Annotated in this window: 14 protein-coding genes, 1 tRNA gene and 2 pseudogenes; 7 read left to right on the top strand and 10 right to left on the bottom strand. The window is 63.0% G+C overall.

Translation table 11 applies throughout. From position 1 onward, the window contains the following. Nucleotides 1–35: 35 nt before the first annotated feature. From fliN to QA649_RS37915, 7 genes are all read right to left on the bottom strand, one after another. Nucleotides 36–386, bottom strand: coding sequence for a flagellar motor switch protein FliN (gene fliN, locus QA649_RS37945; protein ID WP_247552955.1), 351 nt, complete (start codon nucleotides 384–386; stop codon nucleotides 36–38). A gap of 3 nt (nucleotides 387–389) precedes the next feature. Further along, nucleotides 390–1,013 (bottom strand): FliH/SctL family protein, encoded by a 624-nt coding sequence (locus QA649_RS37940; protein WP_283021617.1) that lies wholly within the window; start codon nucleotides 1,011–1,013, stop codon nucleotides 390–392. Next, nucleotides 1,013–2,101, bottom strand: coding sequence for a flagellar motor switch protein FliG (gene fliG / locus QA649_RS37935; protein WP_283021616.1), 1,089 nt, complete (start codon nucleotides 2,099–2,101; stop codon nucleotides 1,013–1,015). Before fliG ends, QA649_RS37940 begins: the two co-directional genes overlap by 1 nt. 17 nt (nucleotides 2,102–2,118) lie before the next feature. Next, nucleotides 2,119–3,729 (bottom strand): flagellar basal-body MS-ring/collar protein FliF, encoded by a 1,611-nt coding sequence (gene fliF, locus QA649_RS37930; protein ID WP_283021615.1) that lies wholly within the window; start codon nucleotides 3,727–3,729, stop codon nucleotides 2,119–2,121. 188 nt (nucleotides 3,730–3,917) lie between these two features. Continuing rightward, a complete protein-coding gene (locus QA649_RS37925) occupies nucleotides 3,918–4,193 on the bottom strand; it encodes a DUF1153 domain-containing protein (protein ID WP_002714638.1) in 276 nt (91 codons plus the stop codon). 375 nt (nucleotides 4,194–4,568) lie between these two features. Next, complete coding sequence (locus QA649_RS37920; RefSeq protein ID WP_283021614.1) at nucleotides 4,569–5,273, bottom strand: flagellar hook capping FlgD N-terminal domain-containing protein; 705 nt, start codon at nucleotides 5,271–5,273, stop codon at nucleotides 4,569–4,571. Between the two features lie 13 nt (nucleotides 5,274–5,286). Continuing rightward, a complete protein-coding gene (locus QA649_RS37915; protein ID WP_283021613.1) occupies nucleotides 5,287–6,918 on the bottom strand; it encodes a flagellar hook-length control protein FliK in 1,632 nt (543 codons plus the stop codon). 345 nt (nucleotides 6,919–7,263) lie between these two features. On the opposite strand from QA649_RS37915, the gene mnmA reads away from it, so the two are divergent. The 5 genes and pseudogenes from mnmA to QA649_RS37890 all read left to right on the top strand — a co-directional run bounded on the left by mnmA (nucleotide 7,264) and on the right by QA649_RS37890 (nucleotide 11,607). Continuing rightward, nucleotides 7,264–8,445 carry a tRNA 2-thiouridine(34) synthase MnmA gene (gene mnmA / locus QA649_RS37910; RefSeq protein ID WP_260388558.1) on the top strand — a complete coding sequence of 394 codons (1,182 nt, stop codon included), beginning with the start codon at nucleotides 7,264–7,266 and terminating at the stop codon, nucleotides 8,443–8,445. A 239-nt stretch (nucleotides 8,446–8,684) separates the two neighbouring features. Further along, a complete protein-coding gene (locus tag QA649_RS37905) occupies nucleotides 8,685–9,323 on the top strand; it encodes a methyltransferase domain-containing protein (protein ID WP_283021612.1) in 639 nt (212 codons plus the stop codon). A gap of 44 nt (nucleotides 9,324–9,367) precedes the next feature. Continuing rightward, nucleotides 9,368–9,723: pseudogene (locus QA649_RS37900) on the top strand (hypothetical protein). A gap of 265 nt (nucleotides 9,724–9,988) precedes the next feature. Further along, a tRNA-Met gene (locus tag QA649_RS37895) sits at nucleotides 9,989–10,065 on the top strand. 198 nt (nucleotides 10,066–10,263) lie between these two features. Continuing rightward, entirely contained in the window at nucleotides 10,264–11,607 is a 1,344-nt protein-coding gene (locus tag QA649_RS37890) for an anti-phage deoxyguanosine triphosphatase (protein ID WP_283021611.1), read from the top strand. Nucleotides 11,608–12,066: 459 nt separating this feature from the next. On the opposite strand, the gene QA649_RS37885 is transcribed toward QA649_RS37890, so the two are convergent. Beyond that, a complete protein-coding gene (locus QA649_RS37885; RefSeq protein WP_283021610.1) occupies nucleotides 12,067–18,027 on the bottom strand; it encodes a DUF3320 domain-containing protein in 5,961 nt (1,986 codons plus the stop codon). Nucleotides 18,028–19,502: 1,475 nt separating this feature from the next. On the opposite strand from QA649_RS37885, the gene QA649_RS37880 reads away from it, so the two are divergent. Together QA649_RS37880 and QA649_RS37875 are read left to right on the top strand one after the other, a co-directional pair. Continuing rightward, nucleotides 19,503–20,051 carry an NYN domain-containing protein gene (locus QA649_RS37880; RefSeq protein WP_283021609.1) on the top strand — a complete coding sequence of 183 codons (549 nt, stop codon included), beginning with the start codon at nucleotides 19,503–19,505 and terminating at the stop codon, nucleotides 20,049–20,051. A gap of 116 nt (nucleotides 20,052–20,167) precedes the next feature. Continuing rightward, nucleotides 20,168–20,583: pseudogene (locus QA649_RS37875) on the top strand (transposase); the annotation flags it as partial. A gap of 189 nt (nucleotides 20,584–20,772) precedes the next feature. On the opposite strand, the gene QA649_RS37870 reads toward QA649_RS37875, so the two are convergent. Together QA649_RS37870 and QA649_RS37865 are read right to left on the bottom strand one after the other, a co-directional pair. Continuing rightward, entirely contained in the window at nucleotides 20,773–21,441 is a 669-nt protein-coding gene (locus QA649_RS37870) for a trimeric intracellular cation channel family protein (RefSeq protein WP_283021608.1), read from the bottom strand. Nucleotides 21,442–21,575: 134 nt separating this feature from the next. Further along, nucleotides 21,576–22,451 carry an amidohydrolase gene (locus QA649_RS37865; RefSeq protein ID WP_283021607.1) on the bottom strand — a complete coding sequence of 292 codons (876 nt, stop codon included), beginning with the start codon at nucleotides 22,449–22,451 and terminating at the stop codon, nucleotides 21,576–21,578. Nucleotides 22,452–22,476 lie beyond the last annotated feature (25 nt).

Below are 22,476 nucleotides of genomic sequence, written 5' to 3'. Positions count from 1 at the left end.
GTCTCCTGTCCGTCTGGTCGCGCTATTGCGCGTCATCACGTGCGTTCGGTCTTGATGATTTCGGTCATGGTCACGCCGAGCTTGTCCTCGACCAGGACGACCTCGCCGCGGGCGACCAGCTTGTTGTTGACGTAGATATCGATGGCCTCGCCGACGCGGCGGTCGAGCTCGAGCACGGTGCCGGGTCCGAGCTTCAAGAGCTCGCTGACGTCCATCTTGGAGCGACCGAGCACGGCCGAGACCTGCACCGGCACGTCGAACACGGCTTCGAGGTCGGCCGCGGCGCGCGCCGCATATTCGTCCTCGGTGTAGCCGACATCGGTGCCGGCAGGCGGCATCGGGCCGTTGAGATCGGGTAGCGGGACCTGTCCGTCGGTGTCGCTCATGGCTTAGCTCCCCCTCCGGGACGCGATATAGCGTCCGACCATGTCGTCGATCTTGGCCGCGATGGCGCCGCGCTCCAGCACGACACCGCCATCGGCCCATTCGATCCGGCAGTCGCCGGTGGCAATTTCCGGCTCGGCCAGGATCACCAGCCGGCCTTCGAAGCCGCTCTGCTTGGCGAGCCGCTCGATCTTCTCGCGCGCGTTGTCGTAGAGCGAATCGTTGATACGGACGACGAGATGCGGCGTCGCGACCAAATGCGAGAAGCAGTCCTTGACCAGCGCGACGATCTCGCCGAGCGGCTCGGCGGCGACGAGGTCGGCGCACAGCTTGCGCGCCACCGCGACCGCGACGTCGACCGCCTCGGTCTCCATCTTGGATTCGATGTTGCCGATGCCGGATGCGATGCCCCGGATCGCGATGTTGATCTCCTCCATGGCGAGCGCGACGCGGCGGTCGCTCTCGGCCTTGGCCTCGCGCTGGCCGGCGGCAAAGCCGTCCTGATAGGCGCGCGCCTCGGCTTCCGCGATCTTCTGGGCGATCTCGGCGGCGGTCGCGGACTTCTCGCGCATCGTCCGCTCGGGCGCCGCGAAGTCGGTATCGAACAGGAATTTTGCCGGAGCGGCCATCAGTACACCAGCTCGTCGTCGGCGCGGTTCTTGGTCAGCATGATCTCGCCCTTGGCGGCGAGGTCCTTGGCGAGGTTGACCAGCAGCGCCTGGGCCTCGTCGACGTCGCGCAGGCGGACCGGGCCCATTGCCGCCATGTCGTCCTGGAGCATCTTGGCCGCGCGCGAGGACATGTTGCCGAAGAAGAAGTTGCGGACGTCCTCGTTGGCGCTCTTGAGCGCGACGCCGAGCTTGTCCTTGTCGACGTTGCGCATCAAGGTCTGGGCCGAGCCGGAATCCAGCTTCACGAGGTCGTCGAAGGTGAACATCAGTGCCTTGATGCGCTCGGCCGATTCCCGGTTCTCCTCTTCCAGCGAGGTGATGAAGCGGGTTTCGGTCTGGCGGTCGAAATTGTTGAAGATCTCCGCCATCACCTCGTGGGCGTCGCGCCGGCGGGTCTGCGACAGGTTGGACATGAACTCGGTGCGCAGCGTCTTCTCCACGCTCTCGATCACCTCCTTCTGGACCGCCTCCATCTTCAGCATGCGGTTGACGACGTCGAGTGCGAGTTCCTCGGGGAAGATGCCGAGCACGCGGGCGGCGTGCTCCGGCTTCAGCTTCGACAGTACCACCGCGATGGTCTGCGGATATTCGTTCTTCAGATAATTGGCGAGGACCTCTTCCTGCACGTTGGAGAGCTTCTCCCACATGTTGCGGCCGGCGGGGCCGCGGATCTCGTCCATGATGCCGTTGACGCGCTCGGGCGCCAGATATTGCTGGAGCAGCCGCTCGGTGGCGTCGAAATTGCCCATCAGCGCGCCGGAGGCCGACATGCGCGAGACGAACTCGAGCAGCATGTCCTCGACGGTGTCGACCTCGACGGTACCGAGCGTCGACATCTCCAGCGAGAGCTGTCGCACCTCGTCGTCGTCGAGCAGCGACCAGATCTTGCCGCCATATTGCTCGCCGAGCGCCAGCATCAGGATCGCGGCGCGCTTCGGTCCCGCCACCGTTTCGGCCTTGCCCGTGCGGCTGCCGGCACGCTGGCCGAGCGTGGAGATCACGCTGGTGATGTCGTTGGAGTTGGCGTTCTGCAGATTGCCGGCCATGTCAGTTCACTTCTCGATTATTTTGCGGGTTCGGTCAGCCACTGGCGAATGATGGCGACGGTTTCGTTCGGGTTGCGCTCGGCGAGCTCGCCGACGCGATGAACTGACTGGGCGTGGACCTGGCCCTGAATGGTGGCGACGTCGATCGCGCTCGCGGCGCCGCTCGGCAGGAGCGGCTGGCCGGCCGGCGCGGCCTCTTCCGAGGCGGAGGGGCCGGCGAGGACGCCGGAGATGGCGGCGGCAACTTCGTCAGAGGCGAGGATGCGCTTGACCAGCGGGCGGATCACCATGAACATCACGACGAGGCCGAGCAGCATCATTACGCCGAGCTCGAAGAAGTACATGACGTCGTCCTTGGTGAACTGCAGCATGCCGAGGAAGCCTGAGGGTTCACCGATCGGGGCGGTGGAGGGGGCGTCGGCGAAGCGCAAATTGACGACCTCGACCTGGTCGCCGCGCTTCTGGTCGAAGCCGATCGCCGAGCGCACCAGGGTGGCGATGCGGTCGAGCTGCTCCTTGGTGCGGTCCGTGTAGGCGAGCTCGCCCTTGTCGTTCTTGGTGTAGATGCCGTCGACCAGCACCGCGACCGAGATGCGGTTGACCCGGCCGGCCTCGGTCACCTCGGTCTTGGTGGTGCGGGAGATCTCGTAATTGTTGGTCTCCTCGGTCTTCTTGCTCTGGTCCTTGGCCGCGACGCCGTTGTTCTGCTGGTTGCCGGGCAGCTCGTTGTTGACGGTGACCTGGCCGTTGTTGTCGGCGGTCATGCTGCTTTCTTCGCGAGTCTGGCTCGAGCGCAGCACGCGGCCCTCGGGGTCGAACTTGTCCGAGGTCTGGGTGATCTTGTTGAAGTCGAAATCGGCGGAGAGCTGGACGCGGGCGCGACCCGAACCGACCACCGAGGAGACGATGTCCTCGACCTGCTTGCGCATCCGCTTCTCGAAGGCGGTGCGGCGTTCGTCGCCGAGCGCCTGCTCCGGATCGGTCTGGGCGCCGTCGGCGAGCAGCTGGCCGGCCTCGTCGACGATCGAGACGCGCTGCGGCTTCAGGCCGTTGACGGCGGAGGCGACGAGGTGGCGGATGGCGCGGATCTGCTGGGCTTCGAGCGAGCCGCGGACCCGGACCACGATCGAAGCCGACGGCTCCGGCGCCTCGCGGGCGAACAGCGGCCGCTCCGGCAGCACGAGGTGGACGCGGGCGGCCTGGATGCGGTCGATGGCGCGGATGGTGCGGGCGAGCTCGCCTTCCAGCGCGCGCAGATGATTGATGTTCTGGACGAAGGAGGTCGTGCCGAGCGCGTCCGACTTGTCGAACACCTCGTAGCCGACGCCGCCGCCCTTGGGCAGGCCGCCCTCGGCGAGCTTCATCCGCAGACGCGTGACCTTGTCCTTGGGCACCATGATGATGGAGCCCTCATTGCGGATCTCGAACTGGATGCCCTGGCGTTCCAGGTCCTTGATAATACTGGAGGAATCTTCGACGCTGAGGTCCGTGAACAGCGTCGTCATCTGCGGCGTCGTGACCCGCATGATGACGAACGCGAAGAAGCCGATGAGCGCGGCGGTGACCGCGATCATCGCCCCGAACCGGGCGGCACCGATACTTTTTAAGAAGTCCGCAAGACCTTGCAAGCAACCGCCCCGAAGCTTCGACCCGCTACCGAGCGGCCGACTGGGCAATTATTGCCTAGGGGATGGTTTCGATATGGTTAACGAAGGTTAAGAGGTCGGACAAAAGTCGCCCCAAAAGCAAACATGAAAAAAATCGGCCTCGCTGGGCGAGGCCGATTTTCGTCAAAAGCCGCAGATTTCCGGATCGCTTACTGGCGATATTGCTGGATGCGGGTGGTGCGAAGACCCGCCAGACCGTGCTGGTCGATGGAAAACTGCCAGGAGAGGAATTCGTCGACCGTCAGGGTGTAACGGCTGCAGGCCTCCTCGAGGGAGAGAAGTCCGCCACGCACAGCGGCGACGACCTCGGCCTTGCGGCGGATGACCCAGCGTTTGGTGCCGGGTGCGGGCAGATCTGCGATCGTCAGCGGACTGCCGTCCGGCCCGATGACGTATTTTACCCTCGGGCGATGGGGTTCTGTCATGGCGTACTCACAAACTCTCAACCACTGAACTCACGCAGTAACCGTAACCCCCGCGGCTTAAAAATCCGCTAAGCCTAAGGCTTCAATACAATTCTCGTTGAAACTTGCGGGAACGCGGCCGGCCTGGCGGGCGAAACAGCATGGTTCGGGCCGGCCAGGCGGGCAGAAGATAAATACTTTACTAACAAACTGGGGCTGCGCGGGACGTCGCGGGACCCCTCAACCGTCGTCCTGGCGAAAGCCAGGACCCATTACCCCAGGGAGTAGTTGCTGCGAAGACTCGGGGTCACGTCCTCGCGTTAAAAACGACTTTCGGTGGCTATGGGTCCTGGCTTTCGCCAGGACGACACCGAGAATGTGCTAACGGCCGTACCCTCAATTGCTCGTCGCAATAATGCTCTTCACCTGGCTCAGCGTGTAGCTGGCGCCGTCGATGGTGAGCAGCGGCGGCGACTGCGTCAGGTCGACCGACGACACCGTGCCCTGCACCTGCGCGGCGATGCCGACATTGTTGTTCGCGACGTCCTTGCCGGTGGCCGAGATCGTGTACTTGCCGTCGGGCCATTGCGTGCCGTCATTGCCCATGCCGTTCCAGGTGAAGGGAATGTCGGTGCCGGCGGAGGCGGTGTATTTGCCGGTGAACACGGTCTGGCCGCTGGCATTGGCGACGGTGATGTCGACGGTGGAATCGGACGGCACGTTGAGATGCCAGGTCGCCGACGAGTTCTTCATGGTCGCGGTCGAGCCGTCGACCAGCGCGGTCTTGCCGACGAAGCCCAGCGCCTGGGTGGCCTGCGTGGTCTGCTGCAGGGTGACGAGCTGGGCCAGCGAATCGTTGGTCTTGAGCTGCTGCTCGACGCCGGCGAACTGCACCAGCTGCTGCGTGAACTGGTTGGTGTCGAGCGGATCGAGCGGGTTCTGGTTCTGCAGCTGCGTCGTCAGCAGCGTCAGGAAGGTCTGGAAGTTGCCGGCGAGCGTCGAGCCCGTGCTCGAGCTCAGGCTCGAGTTCGAGGACGATTTCGGGATGTCGGTCGTGCCGGAGACGACGGCGGGCGCGGTGGCGGCATTCGTGGTGGTCATTGGCGAATACTCCTCACACTCTGATGTCGACGCCGCTGCTCGATCCGAGCATGCGGCCGTAGCCGCGCCCCACGGGCGCTGCGGGAACGCTGTCGTCCTCGCTGATGATCAGCCGGCGGGCATTGCCGCTATTGTCGTTGTTCTGGCCGGACTGCTGGCCCGACGAATTCTGGTCGCGCAGGCTGAAGGAGAGCCCGTTGCTGCTGGTCTTGAAGCCGGCATCGTCGAGCGCGCGCTGCAATTGCGGCGCGTCCTGCCGCAGCATCTGCAAGGTCTCCGGCTTCTCGACGGTGAGATGCGAGGTGACCTGGCCGTTGCGGTCGACATTGATGCGGACGTCGATACGGCCCAAGTCGACCGGATCGAGGCTGATGTCGAAGCGCGTTTTTCCGGCACGCGCGGCCGCCGCGATCTCGATCGGGACGGCGTTGATCGGCACCGCCGCGGAGGTCGCCGCGGTCGCGGTCAACGTTGCGGTCGAGGCGGTCGCGGCCGAGGTCGTCGTGGTCAGCGGGGCCTGCACCGCGGAGGCGGCCTGCGCGCTCGTGTCGACCTGCGCCGCGACAGCCTGAGCGCCCGCATGCGCGTGCGTGTTCGTCGCCGCGGGCGCCGCGTCGATCGAGCCGGCCTTCAGGTCGGCCTTCGTCTCGGTTGCGCCGCCATCGGCCTGCGGCTTGGCGGCCTGTGCATGCGCGGCGTTGGCGGCTGTCGCACTCGCCGGCGTGAGCGCGGCGTTCGCCTTGCCCGCGTCCTGGCCGATATTGGAGACGTCGCTTGCGCCGGCGGCGGTCGCGGCAGCCTTGAACGAGGTCTTTGGCGTGCCCTGGTCCACCGCGGCGATCAGCCCGCCATTGGTCTTGGCCTCCGTCGCGGTGCCCTCGGTGCCGTCAGTCGCGCCGGTGGCGGCGCCGGCCAGCGTCGCCGAAGTGTCGGCATCGACTTTCGCGCCGGCGGTCTTGGCGCTCTTGTCGCCGGGCGTCGCGGTGTCGGTCTTGGTGCCGGCGATCTGCGCCGCGGTGGAGGCGCTGGCGGCGATGCCGGCGGCGGCGATCGTCAGCGGCGAGGCGGCGGCATCGCTGGCCTGGCTTGCGGCCGCATTCGGATCGACCGGCACGACAGGCGCGGGTGCCGCCACCACGATCGCATTGGGATCTGGCGCAGCAACTTGCGTCGCGTCGACTTGCGCGGCGGCCGCCGCGCCTGCGGCTGCGAGCGCGTCGGTGGCATCCGCCTTGTCGCCCTTGGTCTCCTCGGACTTGTCGGCCGATTTGGCGTCGGAGGCCTCTAGCTTGTCCTTGGTCTTGCCCGTCTTGGCGGGATCCTTGACCTGATCGTCCGTGGCCTCGCTCTTCGCGGGCGCGGACGAATCGGTGTCGTCGCTGGCCTTGCTCTGCGCGGAGGCGTCTGTGGAGGCGGTGTCGCGCGAGCTGCGGTCGGAGGCGGAGGACGACGAGGTGGAATCGGTCCGGCGCGGCGCGGTGTCCTGGGCCGGCGCGTTGTTGCTGATCGCCTGGGTGTTGCTGTCGACCAGCGAGCCAAAGGAGTCGCTCGGGGACGTGTCGTTGTGCCCTTGCGAGCGCGCAGGCTTCTGTTGCGCGCTCGAAACCTGGACGCTGGCAGCTATATCTGACGAAACACCGACCACAGGCGACCTCTCGGAAACATCTTCGGCTTGAGGGTAGCAAGGAGCGGGCCAGCCTCCTGAATGCAGATTTAATGTAATGAAATCAATATATTGTCAGATTGGTGCCTGCGCTGCGAGGAGCGCAAAAGCCCCGCCATTTCTGCCGCCCCGGCAAGAATTGCCCTAAGCTTGAGGCCGGCGTGATTGCTTCACCGGAATGCGGCCTATATTAAAGAGGCAGCTCTCAGCCGCTTTCGACCGGGCAAGTCGCGCCCCCGCGGGAACCGAAGTTCCCCGGGACCGTTCATGCCCCGGTCAAAGGCAAATTGCGGATCGCCGAACGCCGCCGTCACAGCTTAAGAACCCATGCTCAACAGTCTGGATCTCGAAGGTCGTCCTGAGGACACCAGGGTCGTCGTCGCCATGTCGGGCGGTGTCGATTCCTCGACCACGGCTGCGCTGTTGAAGGCTGAAGGCTACGACGTCGTCGGCATCACGCTCCAGCTCTACGACCACGGCGCGGCCACCCACCGCAAGGGCGCCTGCTGCGCCGGCCAGGACATCCACGACGCCCGCGACGTCGCGGCCAAGCTCGGCATTCCCCATTACGTGCTCGACTACGAGGACCGTTTTCGCGAGTCGGTCATCGACAATTTCGCCGACTCCTATGCTCTTGGCGAAACGCCGGTGCCGTGCATCGAGTGCAACCGCAGCGTCAAGTTCCGCGATCTCCTCAAGACCGCGCGCGAGTTGGGGGCGCAGGCCCTCGCCACCGGCCATTACGTCGCCTCGCGCCGGCGCGACGACGGCTCGCGCGCTCTGGTCTGCGCGGCCGATGCCGACCGCGACCAGAGCTATTTCCTGTTCGCGACCACGCAAGAGCAGCTCGACTTCCTGCGCTTCCCGCTCGGCGACATGACCAAGCCCGAGACGCGCGAGCTCGCGCGACGCTTTGGCCTGTCCGTCGCCGACAAGCACGACAGCCAGGACATCTGCTTCGTGCCGACCGGCCGCTACACCGACATCATCACCCGCCTGCGGCCGAACGCGATGGACCCCGGCGACATCGTCGATCTCGACGGTCGCGTGCTCGGCCAGCATCACGGCATCGCCAATTTCACCGTCGGCCAGCGCCGCGGCCTCGGCATCGCCTCCGGCTCGCCGCTGTTCGTGGTGCGGCTCGACGCCGCCAATCGCCGCGTCGTCGTCGGCCCGCGCGATGCGTTGAAGATGCACAGCATCAGCTTGCGCGACGTCAACTGGATCGGCGGCGGCGACATCGACCGCGCGATCGGCAATGGCCTGGAGATGTTCGTGCGCGTGCGCTCGACCCGCTCGCCGCAGCCGGCCTGGCTGCGCGGCGGCAATGGCCATTACGAGGTCGAGCTCGTCGCCGGCGAAGAGGGCGTCTCGCCCGGCCAGGCCTGCGTGTTCTACGATGCGCCCTCGGGCCAGGCCCGCGTGCTCGGCGGCGGTTTTATTCAGAGCGCCGCGGCGAAGGTCGCAGGCCACACGTCACGCCCGCTCGCGGAAGCCGTGCGCGGCTGAACTTGCCGAGATCGGCCCCGCCTGCTACCGCGAAGGCAGTGCACCCCCTCTCCCGCTTGCGGGGGAGGGTTGGGGAGTGGGTCTCTCCACCGGCGATATTTCGCGAGCGGCAAGAACCCTCACCCGGCACTGCGTACCGACCTCTCCCGCAAGCGGGAGAGGCGCTAGACCAATTTCGGGCTGACTCCGATCTCACCAATGATCATTTCTCTTGAGAGTTTCGCGTAAGGGCAGGGGGCATGGCAGCAGACATCTCGCGGGCCGGGGTCGAGAAGGCCTATGGCCGCTGGGCGCCGGTCTATGATCTCGTGTTCGGCAAGGTCTTCGACGCCGGACGGCAGTCGACCATTGCGGAAGCCGACCGTATCGGCGGCCGCATCCTCGACGTCGGCGTCGGCACCGGCCTGTCGCTCTCCGACTACGCGCGCACCACGAAGATCTGCGGCGTCGACATCTCCGAGCCGATGCTGCGCCGCGCGATCAAGCGCGTGCGCGAGGAGAAGCTCGACAATGTCGAGGTGCTCTCGGTGATGGACGCGAAGAACCTCGCCTTTCCCGACAATTTCTTCGACGCGGTGGTCGCGCAATATGTCATCACCGCCGTGCCCGATCCGGAAGGAACGCTCGACGAGTTCGTGCGCGTGCTCAAGCACGGCGGCGAGCTGATCCTCGTCAACCACATCGGCGCCGAGAAGGGTCTTCGCAAGCTCTCCGAGCTCGCCTTCGCCCCCATCGCCCGCCGCCTCGGCTGGCGCCCGGAATTCCCGTGGGCCCGGCTCGTCAACTGGGCCGCCAAACACGGCGGGGTCACGCTCACCGAGCGCAGGCCGATGCCCCCGATGGGGCATTTCTCGCTGATCCGCTACCGCAAATCGTGATCGCGCCGCGGGAACACGCGCCAAGGCCGGCGCGTTTTCCTCCCATGCGCACGACATCAAACATCATATTGGCGGGCCTCCTGATCGCTGCCGCAGGCAGCGCGATCGCGCAGGCCCCGCCGCTACCTGCGACGCCGCCGCAACAGACCGCGCCGCCATCCCCGCAACATGCGGCCAACTGCACCCCGCAGGACCGCCCGAACCGTCAAGCCGACGGCACCACCACCGGCCAGTCCCGGGAACCGCTCGGCGACAAGCTGGCCAAATCCGATGGCGTGCTCTGCCCGCCCGCCGGCGTCGACCCCGACATGCACGCCCCGGCCCCCGACTCCGGCGCCAACACCCCGGTGATCCCGCCCCCGGCAGCCCCGGCGGCGACCCGAATGTGAGGCCGAAATAGGCGGTTTCCTCCTTCATCTCTCCCCGCCTGCGGTGAGAAGGCCGGAGCGCATCGCAGATGCGATCCGGGTGAGGGGACTCTCCGCGAGTCTGGTGCCGGAAATTCCACGAATCTGGCGAAAAACCGTCGTTTCCCGCCGACTTGTCCCGCCGAAGCCTCGGCGAAAGCGGAAGCTTTTAGCGAAGGCGGATTGACTTCCCGCCGCCCCCTTCCTTATATGCCGCGCGTTCGCGAGATCGGCTTTATTCGCCGCCGCGATCCCTGTGGCGGGGTAGCTCAGCTGGTTAGAGCACGGGAATCATAATCCTGGGGTCGGGGGTTCGAGTCCCTCCCCCGCTACCATTGAAAAACAATCCTTTTTGCCCCTTTTTCAATCTCAGAAAAACTTCGTACCACGTTTGGTACCACGTAATTCCGCTTCCTCATCGCCATCCGCGCGGATAACCGCTTGCTTCCTCAGAGGCTTGGCAAAAGTACGTTCTACCCCCTAGAGGGGTTGTCCGACGGATTCGGACAGAGCGATCGCTGGGGGGGTGAATCATGACTGATGTTTGGTTGGTGCGCCGCAGTCCTTGGGGGCAACAACAGGACGACGCCAGAGGCGAGTTTGACATCGACTACGGTCGCGTCGTCCACTCGGGATCCTTCCGGCGCCTTCAGGGCAAGACCCAGATTCTCAATCTCGGTGACAGCGATTTCTACCGCACCCGACTGACCCACTCGCTGGAAGTCGCTCAGATCGCCGGTGGGGTCAGCCGTCAGCTCGCCAAAACATACCCTGATCACCCAGCCATCCCGCATCTGCCGCCGCTGAGCCTCATCCAGACCGCGGGCTTCTGCCACGATCTCGGGCACCCCCCCTTCGGACACGGTGGGGAAGTGGCGCTGAACTATTGCATGCGCAGCGCCGGCGGCTTCGAAGGCAACGGACAAACTTTAAGAATCCTTGCGAGGCTGGAGAACTTCTCGCGCGAGCAGGGGGCTGATCTCACGCGCCGATCCTTGCTGTCCATCCTCAAATACCCCGCGCCGTTTTCGAAGGTTTCGAACGGAGAGATCAAGCCCACTCTCGACGAGAGAGCGACCACGATCCGGATTCTCGACCGGACCAGTTGTAAGCCACCCAAATGCTACTTCGATTGCGAAAACGACGTTGTCGACTGGATTCTGGAGCCGTTGCCACCTGGCGATCGCATGTTGTTTCGAGAGTTCGATCCGGTGCAGGGCAAGCACGGGAAGGCGCGGCATAAGTCGTTCGATTGCAGCATCATGGACCAATCGGACGACATCGCCTACGGCGTGCACGACCTTGAGGACGCAGTCGCGCTCGGGCTCGTAGACGAGAGGGACTTCCGCGAACACGTCAGCGAAGAGGCGAGCGCCCCGTTTCTGGAAGCCTTGAAGCTCAAATACGGCGAGGAATGCGGCAACGACGTATACGGTTATTTCGTTTCGAAGCTGTTCTCCGGCGGCAATTGGCGAAAGCGCTTCATCGGTCGCCTGGTGCATCACTTCGTGACGAACGTCGAGATCGTGACGCTCGAACAGTTCGCCGAGCCTCTCGTTCGATATCGCGCGCGTATCAAGGCACCACAACGCAAATTCCTGGACGCCTTGCAGGATCTCATCGAAAAGAAAGTGATCTTCAGCGCGAACGTCCAGCACTTGGAGTACAAGGGACAGAAGCTTGTGGTTTCGGTATTCGAAGCGTTTCAATCCGACCCGAAGCAGCTGCTTCCGTCGGACGTCTATGCACGCTACGAGCCCGAGAAGAACGTACGCGTGATTTGCGACTACGTCGCCGGAATGACCGACGATTTCCTCCTGAAAACCTATGACCGATTGTTCAGTCCCCGGATGGGATCCGTCTTCGACAGGCTTTGAGGGGTAGGTCCTTAGGCCCTATTGACCGCAGTCGCCGTCATGACGGGCGCTACCGCCAAAAGGTCCAGCGAGAACGGTCATGCATATTTTTGAATAATCTTCGCAATCGCTTCCATGGCCCATCGGGCGCGCGATGTCGTTGCCGCCCGGCGGATGTTTTCTAACCAAGGCTCGAGGGAGGTATCCCGCACGTCGGCGTAGGCCTTTTCGATTTGGGCTCTAAGCTTCCTGTGGTCGAACAATATTACGGTCTGGGAATCCCGCTCAGCGCACTCGGGCCGGAGCTGTTAGTCCCCCGTCGAGCCAACTGAGGCCATCCCGTCGGAGAAAAGGCTGTCTCCAGACGTATCTAAGGCCGATAGCGTCGGTGGGACGCCCCCAAGGCAATCCGTGCCTCGCCGATCGCCGCTAACGCCGACGGCGGCAGGCCGATGTCAGAAACCCGGCTGTCGCCGGCAGCTAGGACACGTCCACGGCCGACGCAGCTGCCTCGAAACGCTCCCGAGTGGATGCGGCAAGACGACCGAGGCGGAAGTGCTCCTGCATTCCGCGGATGACGTCTTCGATATCCTCCAATCCGCCGTTTCGGAGCGCTGCGGCCAGGCCGGCCAGTTCGGGGAGCGGGATGTCGCCATGGTCGCGTCCCTCCGGTCCTCTGTAGGGCGCTTTGTCGCCGGCGACGGCATCCTGCGGCCAGACGATCTGGCGGGCTCCTTCCTTCGTCGTCGGAAACCGCTCGCGGCCTAGCGATGCGAGCACGATCTTCTGGACCGTTTCGCCCGATCTCATGAAGCCGTGCGCCCGCGCGATCCGATCGACGAGAACGTCAAGATAGATCGGACCTTCGATTGCCACGACGTGATCGACCATGCTCCGTAAGGTTCCGCGGTAGCCGACATCGTAGAAACGGTCTCGATCGGGGGTGGCCACCGCGCTTGGGTCGGCCTTTGCGTAGCTCGTCAAAGGCGTCGGCTCGGCAATCCTTTGCGCACCGGATGGACCACGCGCGTAAAGTTTAGCGGGCTCTGTCTCTTGGCGGTCGTCGTTCGCCGGTTCCGGTGGCATTTCGCTTTCGCTGGTTGTTGTTTCAGCTTCCCCACTCGGTATTTCCGCGCGATTCGCTTCGCGCGATTCATTCTCCAGGGGAGCTGGCTCCGTCCGCGAAGAGGATACTTCCTCGAGCTCGACGATCGGCCGCGAAGCGCGATCCGCCTCGAGATCCGCTAACAGTTTTGCGTGGATTTTCTCCGCCGCCGTGCTCGAATCCATCCACCATTCAGTGCTCCAGATACGACGGATTCGCCACCCTAGATCCGTCAACACCATTTCGCGCAGACGGTCGCGATCCCGAGCGGTGGCCGATCGATGATATGCCGCGCCATCGCATTCGACGCCCGCGAGGTACCGTCCCGGGAAATCGGGATGAACGACGCCGAGGTCGATCCGGAAGAAGGACACGCCCACCTGGGGATGGATTTCCCAACCTCTCTCCTGCAGGGCCCGCATCACGGCGTCTTCGAACGGCGATTCGGTATCTCCTCCCGTCGGAGAGAATGCCTCTGCGATAGCCCGCGCGCCGTTCTCGGCGAATTCGAGGAAGTGCTTGAAATCGATCACGCCCTTCGCCCCCGTGCGACCGAGGTCGATTTGCTCCGGGCGCAGCGTCGCAAACACCAGCAGTTCTCGTCGTGCGCGGGTCACGGCGACATTGAGCCGACGGTGACCGCCCTCGCTGTTCAACGAAGAGATCTGGGCGGTGACGCGCCCGGCCTTGTCCGGCCCTACTGCCACGGAAAATATGATCACATCCCGTTCGTCGCCCTGTACGTTCTCGATGTTTTTAACCAGGATGGGCTCCCTGGTTAGGTTTCGGTCGAAATGCGGCTCGAGCGACGGGTCGGAGCGACGCGCTTGATCGAGGAGGTTTTCGATCAACCGCTGCTGCTCGCCGTTGAACGTGACGACACCGATCGAATGGGTTGATGTCCTGAGGCGTCGGACGACCTCGGCTACCACAGACTCGGCCTCCTTCCGATTGACCTTCGCGCCACCGCGTTCGTACACGCCGCCCTCCACGTGAACGTACCGAACCGCCGTGTCGCGTGTGACGGGGGAGGGGAATGTCGTCAATTCCCCGCGGTAATACTTGACGTTCGAGAAAGCGATCAGGCTTTCGTGTCGACTCCGATAGTGCCACGACAGACGCATGCTTGGAATGTTCGACGCGAGGCACTCGTCGAGTATGCTTTGCTGGCTTTGTACGACAGATCCGTCGTCGTCCTCGTCATCGACCCCGCGTTGTCCGACATTGGTCGGCGGAAGTTGTTCCGGGTCGCCTACGATGACGACCTGACGGGCGCGCGCGATCGCGCCGATCGCGTCCCAGACGGGGATCTGCGAGGCTTCGTCGAATATGACGACGTCGAACGGCTTGGCGTCCGCAGGCAGATATTGCGCGATCGAGAGCGGGCTCATCATTACGCAGGGCGCGAGCTGGGTGAGCACCGTCGGCAAGCGACCGAACAGCTGCCGCAGGGGCATGTGTCGAGCTTTCTTGTTGATCTCACGCGCCAGCGTGCCCCACTCGGGATCCTTTCCGAAATTCGTCTGTGTCGGAACCGCGGCGCCGATGCGAGCCTTCACGATGTCTCTGGCGAGCTCTCCGATTTTCTTGTCGGCCGCGATAAACGCCTCGATCGTCGCTTCGTGCTTCTCGGCCAGAAAGCCGCTAAGAACCTCGTCTTCATTCACTATGGTTTCGGCAACCCAACGCGCGTAGGCGTAATCGAAGACACCGGTGAGGGCATCGCCTTCAACGGCTCCGTTCTCAACCGCGTCGACGAGAGGGGACAATCCAGCTGCGCGGGCCGTACGGGCAGCCCACCTCCAGGTCGCCCATTGGGGCGTCTTGACGGTATTGGATTTCCAATTGGCGGTCTTCCGACGAAGTGCCTCGATCCAGCCGGTTTCGATCGCGACGATGTCTTCCGGCTCGTCGAGCCCGATGCACGTCCCCAGCTCCTTGGACGTCCGATGCATGAGCGGAAACGCTTTGTACATCGCTTCGAACGCATGCCGCACATGACCACTCGGCCGAAAGCGTGAGCCGTCGCGCAGCAGCAGGTCCTGTACATGCGAAAGCAGCCGGTCCGATGTCATGCCTTCGACGGGGTAGGCATCCGCAGCACTCCGGACACTACTGGACCAGTCGATCAACGCTTGAAAACGAGTCGCGTCGGTTTGTGGACCGCGCCAGAGGCGTTCCATGCCGCGGAAGCGAGGCTTGATGTCGTCTATTTCGCGTAGCAACAGCGCGATTTCCTGAAGCACCACGATGTCTCGCCCGATGTCATCGGGTACTTCGACGGGGCAGTACGACTTCAGCGTCAGCCTGACCTTCCTTTTGCGGCTGCCTCGAACGATGACGTTGGAGGCGCAGGCCTCCGTCCAATCGCGTTCGAGAGTCGACAAATCCAGCAGCGCTGCCCTCAGGTCGTATTGAACCGTCAGCTCGGACCTTTTCCCCTCGAAGCGAGCCAGGACATCGGCGAGATCGTAGAGCGCGCTCACGCGTTCGGGCGCATCTGCCGAAAGAAGAAGCGACCCGTCCGCGGCATCGGCGTGCAGCAACAGAGAGACCAACTTGATCAAGTGCGGCAGCAGACCGTCGTCGTTCGCGGCGGCGTCCAGCCCCAGAGAAGTCGCTAGATCGTCGGCCGCCGTCTGCACTTCCTGGAGCGCGAGATGGAGCCGGTCGACCAACTGATGAAGCGACTGAACCCAGGCCGGGCTCCATTTGGTCTGCTCGATCCCCTGGAGAGGATGACCGACGGGATCTCCGACGGCCTCGAGTGCGGTTCTGATGTCCGAACAAAGCTCTCGCATACGAGCGAGATCTTCCGGCGAATGTACCGTGCCGGCCGGCCATGCCAGCCCGACGTCCGGGAAGCGCTCGCGATCGGCGATGACCCGTCCGAAGGCTTCGTAAGCCGTCATTCCGTTCTCTCGGCGGCGGTGGAGCGCAGAGACCAACTTGTTCAGTTGGTCCCGTCTCCGTTTCAGCTCGCCGGCGGCAGCCGACCAATGTTCCTCGGTGACGAGATTGCGTTCGCGCCAGGCCGTAGCAAGCTGCTCGAGCACGCTCGATTTCTGCGCCTTGGTCGAATGAACCTCGAGACAGTAGTGGCCCAGCCCGATCGCCTGCATGCGCTGCCTCACGACCTCGAGTGCCGCGGTCTTCTGCGATACGAAGAGCACAGTCTTCTGGTGTGCCAGACAGTTCGTGATCATGTTCGCGATAGTTTGGCTCTTGCCCGTGCCCGGCGGCCCGAAAAGCACGAAATCACCGCCGCGCTGAGCCGCGACGACGGCCGCGGTCTGGGAGGAATCAGCCGACAGCGGCGTAAAAAGCTCGGCCGGTTCCACGACCCGATCGATATCCTTGCCGGCGACGAACGTCGTTCCTGAGCCTTCGTAGGTGTGGGTGGGTGTATCTATCAGGTGCCTGACCACCGGATTGCGCTTCAACATTTCCGACCGGTCGACCAGGTCCTTCCACATCAGGTATTTCGTGAAGGACAGTGTCGCCAAGGTCACCTGCTCCGTGACCTCCCATCCCTTGATGCTTTTGGTGTGTCGCCTGATCGTTTTCCAGATGCCAGTGACGTCCACGCCGGTCGCGTCCTCCGGCAAATCTTCCTCGACTTCCGGAATCGGAAGGTCGAAATCCTGTTGCAACATCTGCAACAGGGTGGGGTTGAACCGGGCTTCGTCCTCGTGCAGTGCCAGCCGAAAGCCGGAACGCACGCTCTTTCTCTCGAGTTGCACGGGGACGAGGATCAGCGGCGCGCGGTAAGGACCCGCGCCGTCCTGAGGAGTCCATTTCAGGAAACCGAGGCAAAGGTAGAGGATGTTGGCGCCGCCTTCTTCGAAGGCAAGGCGGGTCGCCCTGTACAGGTCTGTCAGTCGGCCTTCCAGCTCCGTCTCGGCAACGGCCGCGTGCAGTTCGCCGCGCATCAAGGCATCGCGGATGAACTCCTTGCGGGCGTCGTCCTGAAGGCGCTGGGCGAGCAGAGCGGGATCGCGCCCGTCGCTACCGTCCAGCACCTCGGACCGTCCGAGCAACTTGAAGCGATCGCCGATCGAAAGCTTGTCCTCGAGCGCCGCCGCGTCCGGACATTCGATCGTTACCGTCGATTTCGTATCCTTGAAGTTCAGAAGGCGGTTTCTCAGCGTGAGATCCAGAAGGTTGCGCTTCCAGAGCTCGAGCCGGTCCAAGTTCCTTTCTGCCAGGGGCTCGCGCGGCTTATCCAGGTCTTCTTCGAACTTGGGGATCTCTCCGACTTCATGCGAAACGGTCGGAGCGCCCTCGGCGGGCGTGATCGACTCGCCCGAAATCGACAGATCGAGCGGTCGTATCTTCGCGCTTCGCGCACGCTTGACGTCGATGGCGAGCTCGAACTGCGAGGACGCGTCTTCGGTGACGAGTTTCGCGCCGGCGTCGACCGCTTGTTTGAAACGGCCGGGGTTCGATCCGGTCAGGAGCGTCGGCTCGATCAGCACCATTTCTTCGAGCTGCACGCGCTTGCGCAGCATCTGCGGATCGTCGACGACCAGACTCGAAAAGTCCTCATCTAAGAGCCACAGACCGACGAAAGCATGGCCTTCGATCAAAACCAGGACTGGATTCAGGCCGGCTTGCTCCAGACAAGACGCGTAGAGCAAACTTAGATCGAGGCACGTCCCGACCTTGCGAGATAGAATCTCGCTCGGCCCGCGGATCTGCTGACCCGATCGTTCGAAGCTCCGTGGAGGCAGAACGTAGGCGATAGAGTGGGACACCAGAGCGGCCCAGATCGCGTCGGCCATCTCCCAGGCTCTTGCCTTAGTTTTCTTGCGATAACCATCCAACGCATCGTCCCGACCTGCCGCCGCGAGCTTGCCGGAGGCTTCCCGCAAAATGACGTCGACACTCGGGTCGGTCGCTCTGACGAACGCGGCCAACAGTTCCGGCGCGGTATTGACGCCACCCCAATGCGAAGGCGGAAGCAGGTTAAGCTCGACGATCTCCTCCGCGAGCGTTTCGCCGCCGGACTCGACCCGGAAACGTAGCTGCGCCCGACGCGACGCGTTGACGTTGGCCAAGAAGCCCGGATCGAGCTTCACATCCAGGCCGCGGAGGTGATGGGTAGCCCCGTCGGGGATGCGGTCGATCCGCCATACGCCGGGCGTCAAGAATGCTGGTTCCGCTACAAGATGCACGGAGAGATCGGACAAATCACGCCCGGCACTGTTACCGATTGCAAGCTCACGAACGATCGGAACGGCATTCTGATAGAAAGCAATGTTCGCGTTGTCGGAGGCCGTGCAATCGATCTTCAGTTTGCCGACGGCATCACGCTCGATTTCAATCCCGTCCATTCACCGCCCCCCGCAGCACCCGCGTCTTGAATCACTCTCCTGGAAATCCAGCGATTCGGTCGATACGCCGGTCACCTCCGGCTCCAACACCGGAATATAAGCGAGATCGGCTGCGGAATTCGAGCAAAACTAAAGACTTAGGTCTCGTTTCTAGGCCGGTTTTGCACCGGAACGAGCCCGGAGCAGAGTAGAGAGAAGCACTGCCGATGTGCGTCGCAAGATTTGCTCGACGTCGTCATCGTTCCCGACGGCATTCCATCTGCCGAATTCGCGCGTGTAGCGAACCTATCAGGATTCACGGACGCGTCTGGCAGACCCGAAAACTTCGACCGGGCAGTACATCTCGGGTCTTGGCTTGCACCGCCAGGAGGATCGATGGCCTACGCTCGTTTCCTACGCGACTCTCGCGGTGACCTTGATCGCCAGTTCCCTTACGCCCTTAATCGTACCGTCGGTGCCGCTCCGCATCATGGTCACCGTGTCTCCCATGGCGAGCCGATCGAGATGGTCTTCCCGGATATTAAACGAGGCCCTCCTATCGGATCTTTGCACACCTAGCGGAACTATGCACAGAAGACGCCACCGCCAAGTTGGCGCTCGTACTCCCGTTTGATCAAGCGCCAGCAAGGACAAGAGGTCTGTGCCAATCTGGGTGCATCCCGAATGAGGATGTGAGCCCGCTTCATTTCGATGAGTCCCTCCCTCCTGAGTAGAACCAGGCAATCCGTCACTCCCGCACGACGAACTCCGAGAAGCTGGGACAACACCTGGTGGGTGAGCGGGACGTCGTCAGATTGAAGAGCATCACGTGCAAGCAGAAGCCATCGCGAGAGGCGCTGCTTCAACTGATGAGCGCTATTGCATGCGCCTGATTGAACCGTCTGAACGAACACCAACCCGACATAGGTGTGCACCACGGTGCGAAAGTGTGGCAAGTCAGCAAGGGCGCGCCGGAACTGGTCCACCCCCAACCGATATGCTGCACCTGAAACAAGCACACTACGGCGGTGCAATGGCTGCGCGTTACGCGTCAATGCGAGGGGAGCTCCGACGAATCCTTCTGAGCCGGTCAGCCATACCTCGACGAACCTTTGGGGGCCCACCTTGGCCCCGACCGCGACAAGCCCAGTCTCCACAAAATAGATGTGCTGCATGCGAACGCCGTATCGGTGGAGCACTTGGCGTTTCGTGAGAAGCACCTCTTCTGACAGCGATAGAACGTGGTCAAGTTCGTCACCTGGAAGTAGACGCAGCAATCTGTTGCGAATCTTGTCTGGCATCGAGCGTACGTTAATAGCCATGATTCATCTGTGTGCGCCCAAGTGTACGTTTTCGTACAAACAGATGAAAGCACCCTGCGGCATTTGGGCCGATCTGCCGCCCCGATGATGTTACATGAATCGCGCTTGCCAGCGTTCAATTTCGGCGAATAAGCATTCTCGTTGAGCCGGAATACTAACGTGAGGTAGTTTTCGATGCCGATTTCCCGTGACGCGATCGCGCTCTTCATTGATGGTGCCAGCCTTCACCTAACCTCGACAACGTTAGGGTTCGACATCGACTACAAGCGTCTACTCAGTGAGTTCCAGAGCCGCGGAACGCTGCTTAGGGCTTTTTATTACACAGTGGTTACTCAGGACGAATCCTCTCCTATCCGCCAGTTGATCGATTGGCTGGACTATAATGGCTACACTGTCGTCACCAAACCGACCAAGGATTTCGTGGACGCGTCCGGCCGCCGCAGGCTCAAGGGCAGCATGGCGGTCGAGTTGACGGTCGACGCTATGGAGCTTTCTGCCCATATCGATGAAATGGTCCTCTTCTCAGGCGACGGCGACTTTCGCTACTTGGTGCAAGCGATGCAGCGTCGCGGTATCCGTGTGACGGTCGCATCCACTATCAGCACTCAGCCTTCCATTGTCGCCGATGAGCTGCGGCGGCAGGCGACATCGTTTCTCGACCTGAGGGAAATACGGACCAGGATCAGTCGCGTTTCTTTGTACGCGAAGCCAGCGCGAGCCTAGAGCGAGTCGGTTGGGTAACTGGCGGCGGCAGCCGCCTCTCGGTCAGGCTGAACTAGTCGTAAAAGCCTACGGGCCGGTTCGCCAAGGCTTTTACGTCCAGTCCACGGCGACGGCTGCGCGAGGTGCTCGGCATGGATGTCGGCCCTCCGAGGCGGAGACGTTCTGGACGGCGTTCCTGCGCAACCTGGCGCGGCGGGGGATTGCGCGGCGTCAAGCTCGTCGTCTCCGACGCCCATGAGGGATCAAAGCCACGGTCGGAAGGGTTCTCAATGCCACCTGGCGGCGCTGCCGCGTCCACTTCATGCGCAACGCGCTGGCGCATGTCGGCAAGAGCGGACGGCGCGTCGTCTACGCCTTCATCGCCACTGCGTTTGCCAGGACGATGTGGAGGCCGCACGAGAGCTGTGGCGGCGCATCGCCGACCAGCTACGCCCCAAACTAAGCTCGCGGCGTTCCTCGACGAGCCAGAGACCGCTCGCCTACATGAGCTTCCCGGGCGCGCACCGCGCGAAGCTACTCGACCGATCCGCTCGCGCTGCGGCTGCACCAATCGTCGCCGCATTCCAAGGAGGCGGGTTGAACTTGCCGGGAAAATCCGATCTGCTCCACGGATGGGACGGTGCTCGCAATCGCGAACGCGGTTCGGCATTTGGATGTTCTTCGCGAGAGGTCGAGCGCCTCGCCTTTACGCGCCGCCTTTTAACTTCGCCGCCAGAACGGTTCAAAGTGAACCTTGGTCATCCGAGGAGTCTGGTTCGGCCCGCTGCTGCGCGGAAAGGCGAACGACCGGTAGATGCCAACCATGTCTGATCGCCATGAAGCGGAGTCCGAAACATAAAGCCGCTCCGCTCAACGCCGTGAAGCTATAGGGGAGTCTCAGCATATCGCCAAGGACGACAATCGACCCGCCCGCAAGCGCTGCAACGGCATACAGATCAGAACGCAGCACCTGTGGAATCTCGGCGAGAAGAACATCGCGCATCATGCCTCCGCCGATGCCGGTCAACATGCCCAGAAGAGCAGCCGTGAGAGGGTTAAGTCCGAAATCGATCGCCTTCTGCGCACCGGAGACCGCGAAGAGCGACAGCCCCGCTGCATCAAAAAGGAGGACGGGACTGCGCAGCTTGTCGACGCCGGCATACCAGAAGAAAGTGATGAGCCCAGCCAAGACCGAAACCATCAAATATCGTCCATCTATCAAGGCAGCCGGCGGCACCGCACCGATCAGGAGGTCGCGAGTAATCCCGCCGAAATTGCCGGCAACGAAGGAAAGGACGAGAATGCCGAAAATGTCGAGGCGGCGATTGACCGCCGCTACCGCTCCACTGATTGCAAAGACGAAAGTCCCAACCAGATCGAGGATATGCACGAAGGTTTCGACGGCGATCATGCGGCTACCACTCGAGAAAGATAAAACATCGAATTGCAGGCTTCAACCGACTCCACAAGCGCGCTGCGCAAGCAAGAAGCGGGCGCACACCGCAACGTTCCCGCGGCCTTTCGCGGACCTCCGACCAAACGACGTCAGGGTGCGCCGAGCCAGGCCAACGCGCCGACGACCAGCGCCTCGACGCCGGTTTCCAGAGTTGGATGCACGACCGGCGCGAATTGCGGGCTGTGATTGACCGGCAGTTCATTCAGCTTGCCCGCCGCCCTGGCCTCGGCATAGAGTTTTGGATCGTCGCCGCCTACGAACCAGAACACTGAGGGCACCTGCCATGCGGTGCCGAAGCAGCCAAAATCCTCGCTCGCCGGCGCGGGCCCCGTGTGCCTCACCCGATCGGCAGAAAAATAGTCGCGAAACGCCTCGGCAATGCGGTTACTCGCGGTTTCGTCATTCACGTTGAGCGGGTAGCGGTCGAGCGGCGTGATCTCCGGCTTGCGCAGGGCGCCCGAGGCTTCGGCCTCTGCATTGACGATCCGTTCGATCGCAGCAAGAACGTGCTTACGCACGCCGGCATCGAACGTCCGTACATTGAGTTTGATGACGGCGTCGCCCGGAATGACATTTTCTTTCGTGCCGGCTTGCAACACGCCTACGGTGACCACCGCCGCGTCGTTTGCGGCAACCTCGCGGGACACAACCGTCTGGAGCCGCAGGACGACGGATGCCGCCATGACGACGGGATCGATGCTTGCCTGCGGCATCGAGCCATGCGCACCGCGGCCGAACAGACGGATTTGTAGACTGTCTGCCGCGGACGTGATCGGTCCGGCGCTTCCAGCGACGGTGCCGGCCGCGCCGACCATGACATGCTGACCAAGCACGACATCGGGTGTGGGGAAGCGTTTAAGCAGGCCATCGTCGATCATCGCCTGGGCGCCTTGCGCGGTTTCCTCGCCCGGTTGGAAGACAGCCATCAACGTGCCCTTCCATGCATCCCGGGCCTGTGACAGCAATGTCGGCGCTCCGACGAGCCAGGCT

This window comes from Bradyrhizobium sp. CB1717 (assembly GCF_029714325.1).
Classification (GTDB): domain Bacteria; phylum Pseudomonadota; class Alphaproteobacteria; order Rhizobiales; family Xanthobacteraceae; genus Bradyrhizobium.
The sequence above is the reverse complement of the archived record's forward strand: the minus strand, read 5'-3'. Positions and strand labels throughout refer to the sequence as shown.

Coding starts and splice junctions, on each gene's coding strand:
- QA649_RS37885 (WP_283021610.1), bottom strand. CDS start 18,027: ATGGACGGGATTGAAATCGAGCGTGATGCCGTCGGCAAACTGAAGATC.
- QA649_RS37940 (WP_283021617.1), bottom strand. CDS start 1,013: ATGGCCGCTCCGGCAAAATTCCTGTTCGATACCGACTTCGCGGCGCCC.
- QA649_RS37925 (WP_002714638.1), bottom strand. CDS start 4,193: ATGACAGAACCCCATCGCCCGAGGGTAAAATACGTCATCGGGCCGGAC.
- fliN (WP_247552955.1), bottom strand. CDS start 386: ATGAGCGACACCGACGGACAGGTCCCGCTACCCGATCTCAACGGCCCG.
- QA649_RS37890 (WP_283021611.1), top strand. CDS start 10,264: ATGACTGATGTTTGGTTGGTGCGCCGCAGTCCTTGGGGGCAACAACAG.
- QA649_RS37920 (WP_283021614.1), bottom strand. CDS start 5,273: ATGACCACCACGAATGCCGCCACCGCGCCCGCCGTCGTCTCCGGCACG.
- QA649_RS37880 (WP_283021609.1), top strand. CDS start 19,503: ATGCCGATTTCCCGTGACGCGATCGCGCTCTTCATTGATGGTGCCAGC.
- QA649_RS37905 (WP_283021612.1), top strand. CDS start 8,685: ATGGCAGCAGACATCTCGCGGGCCGGGGTCGAGAAGGCCTATGGCCGC.
- fliG (WP_283021616.1), bottom strand. CDS start 2,101: ATGGCCGGCAATCTGCAGAACGCCAACTCCAACGACATCACCAGCGTG.
- QA649_RS37870 (WP_283021608.1), bottom strand. CDS start 21,441: ATGATCGCCGTCGAAACCTTCGTGCATATCCTCGATCTGGTTGGGACT.
- mnmA (WP_260388558.1), top strand. CDS start 7,264: ATGCTCAACAGTCTGGATCTCGAAGGTCGTCCTGAGGACACCAGGGTC.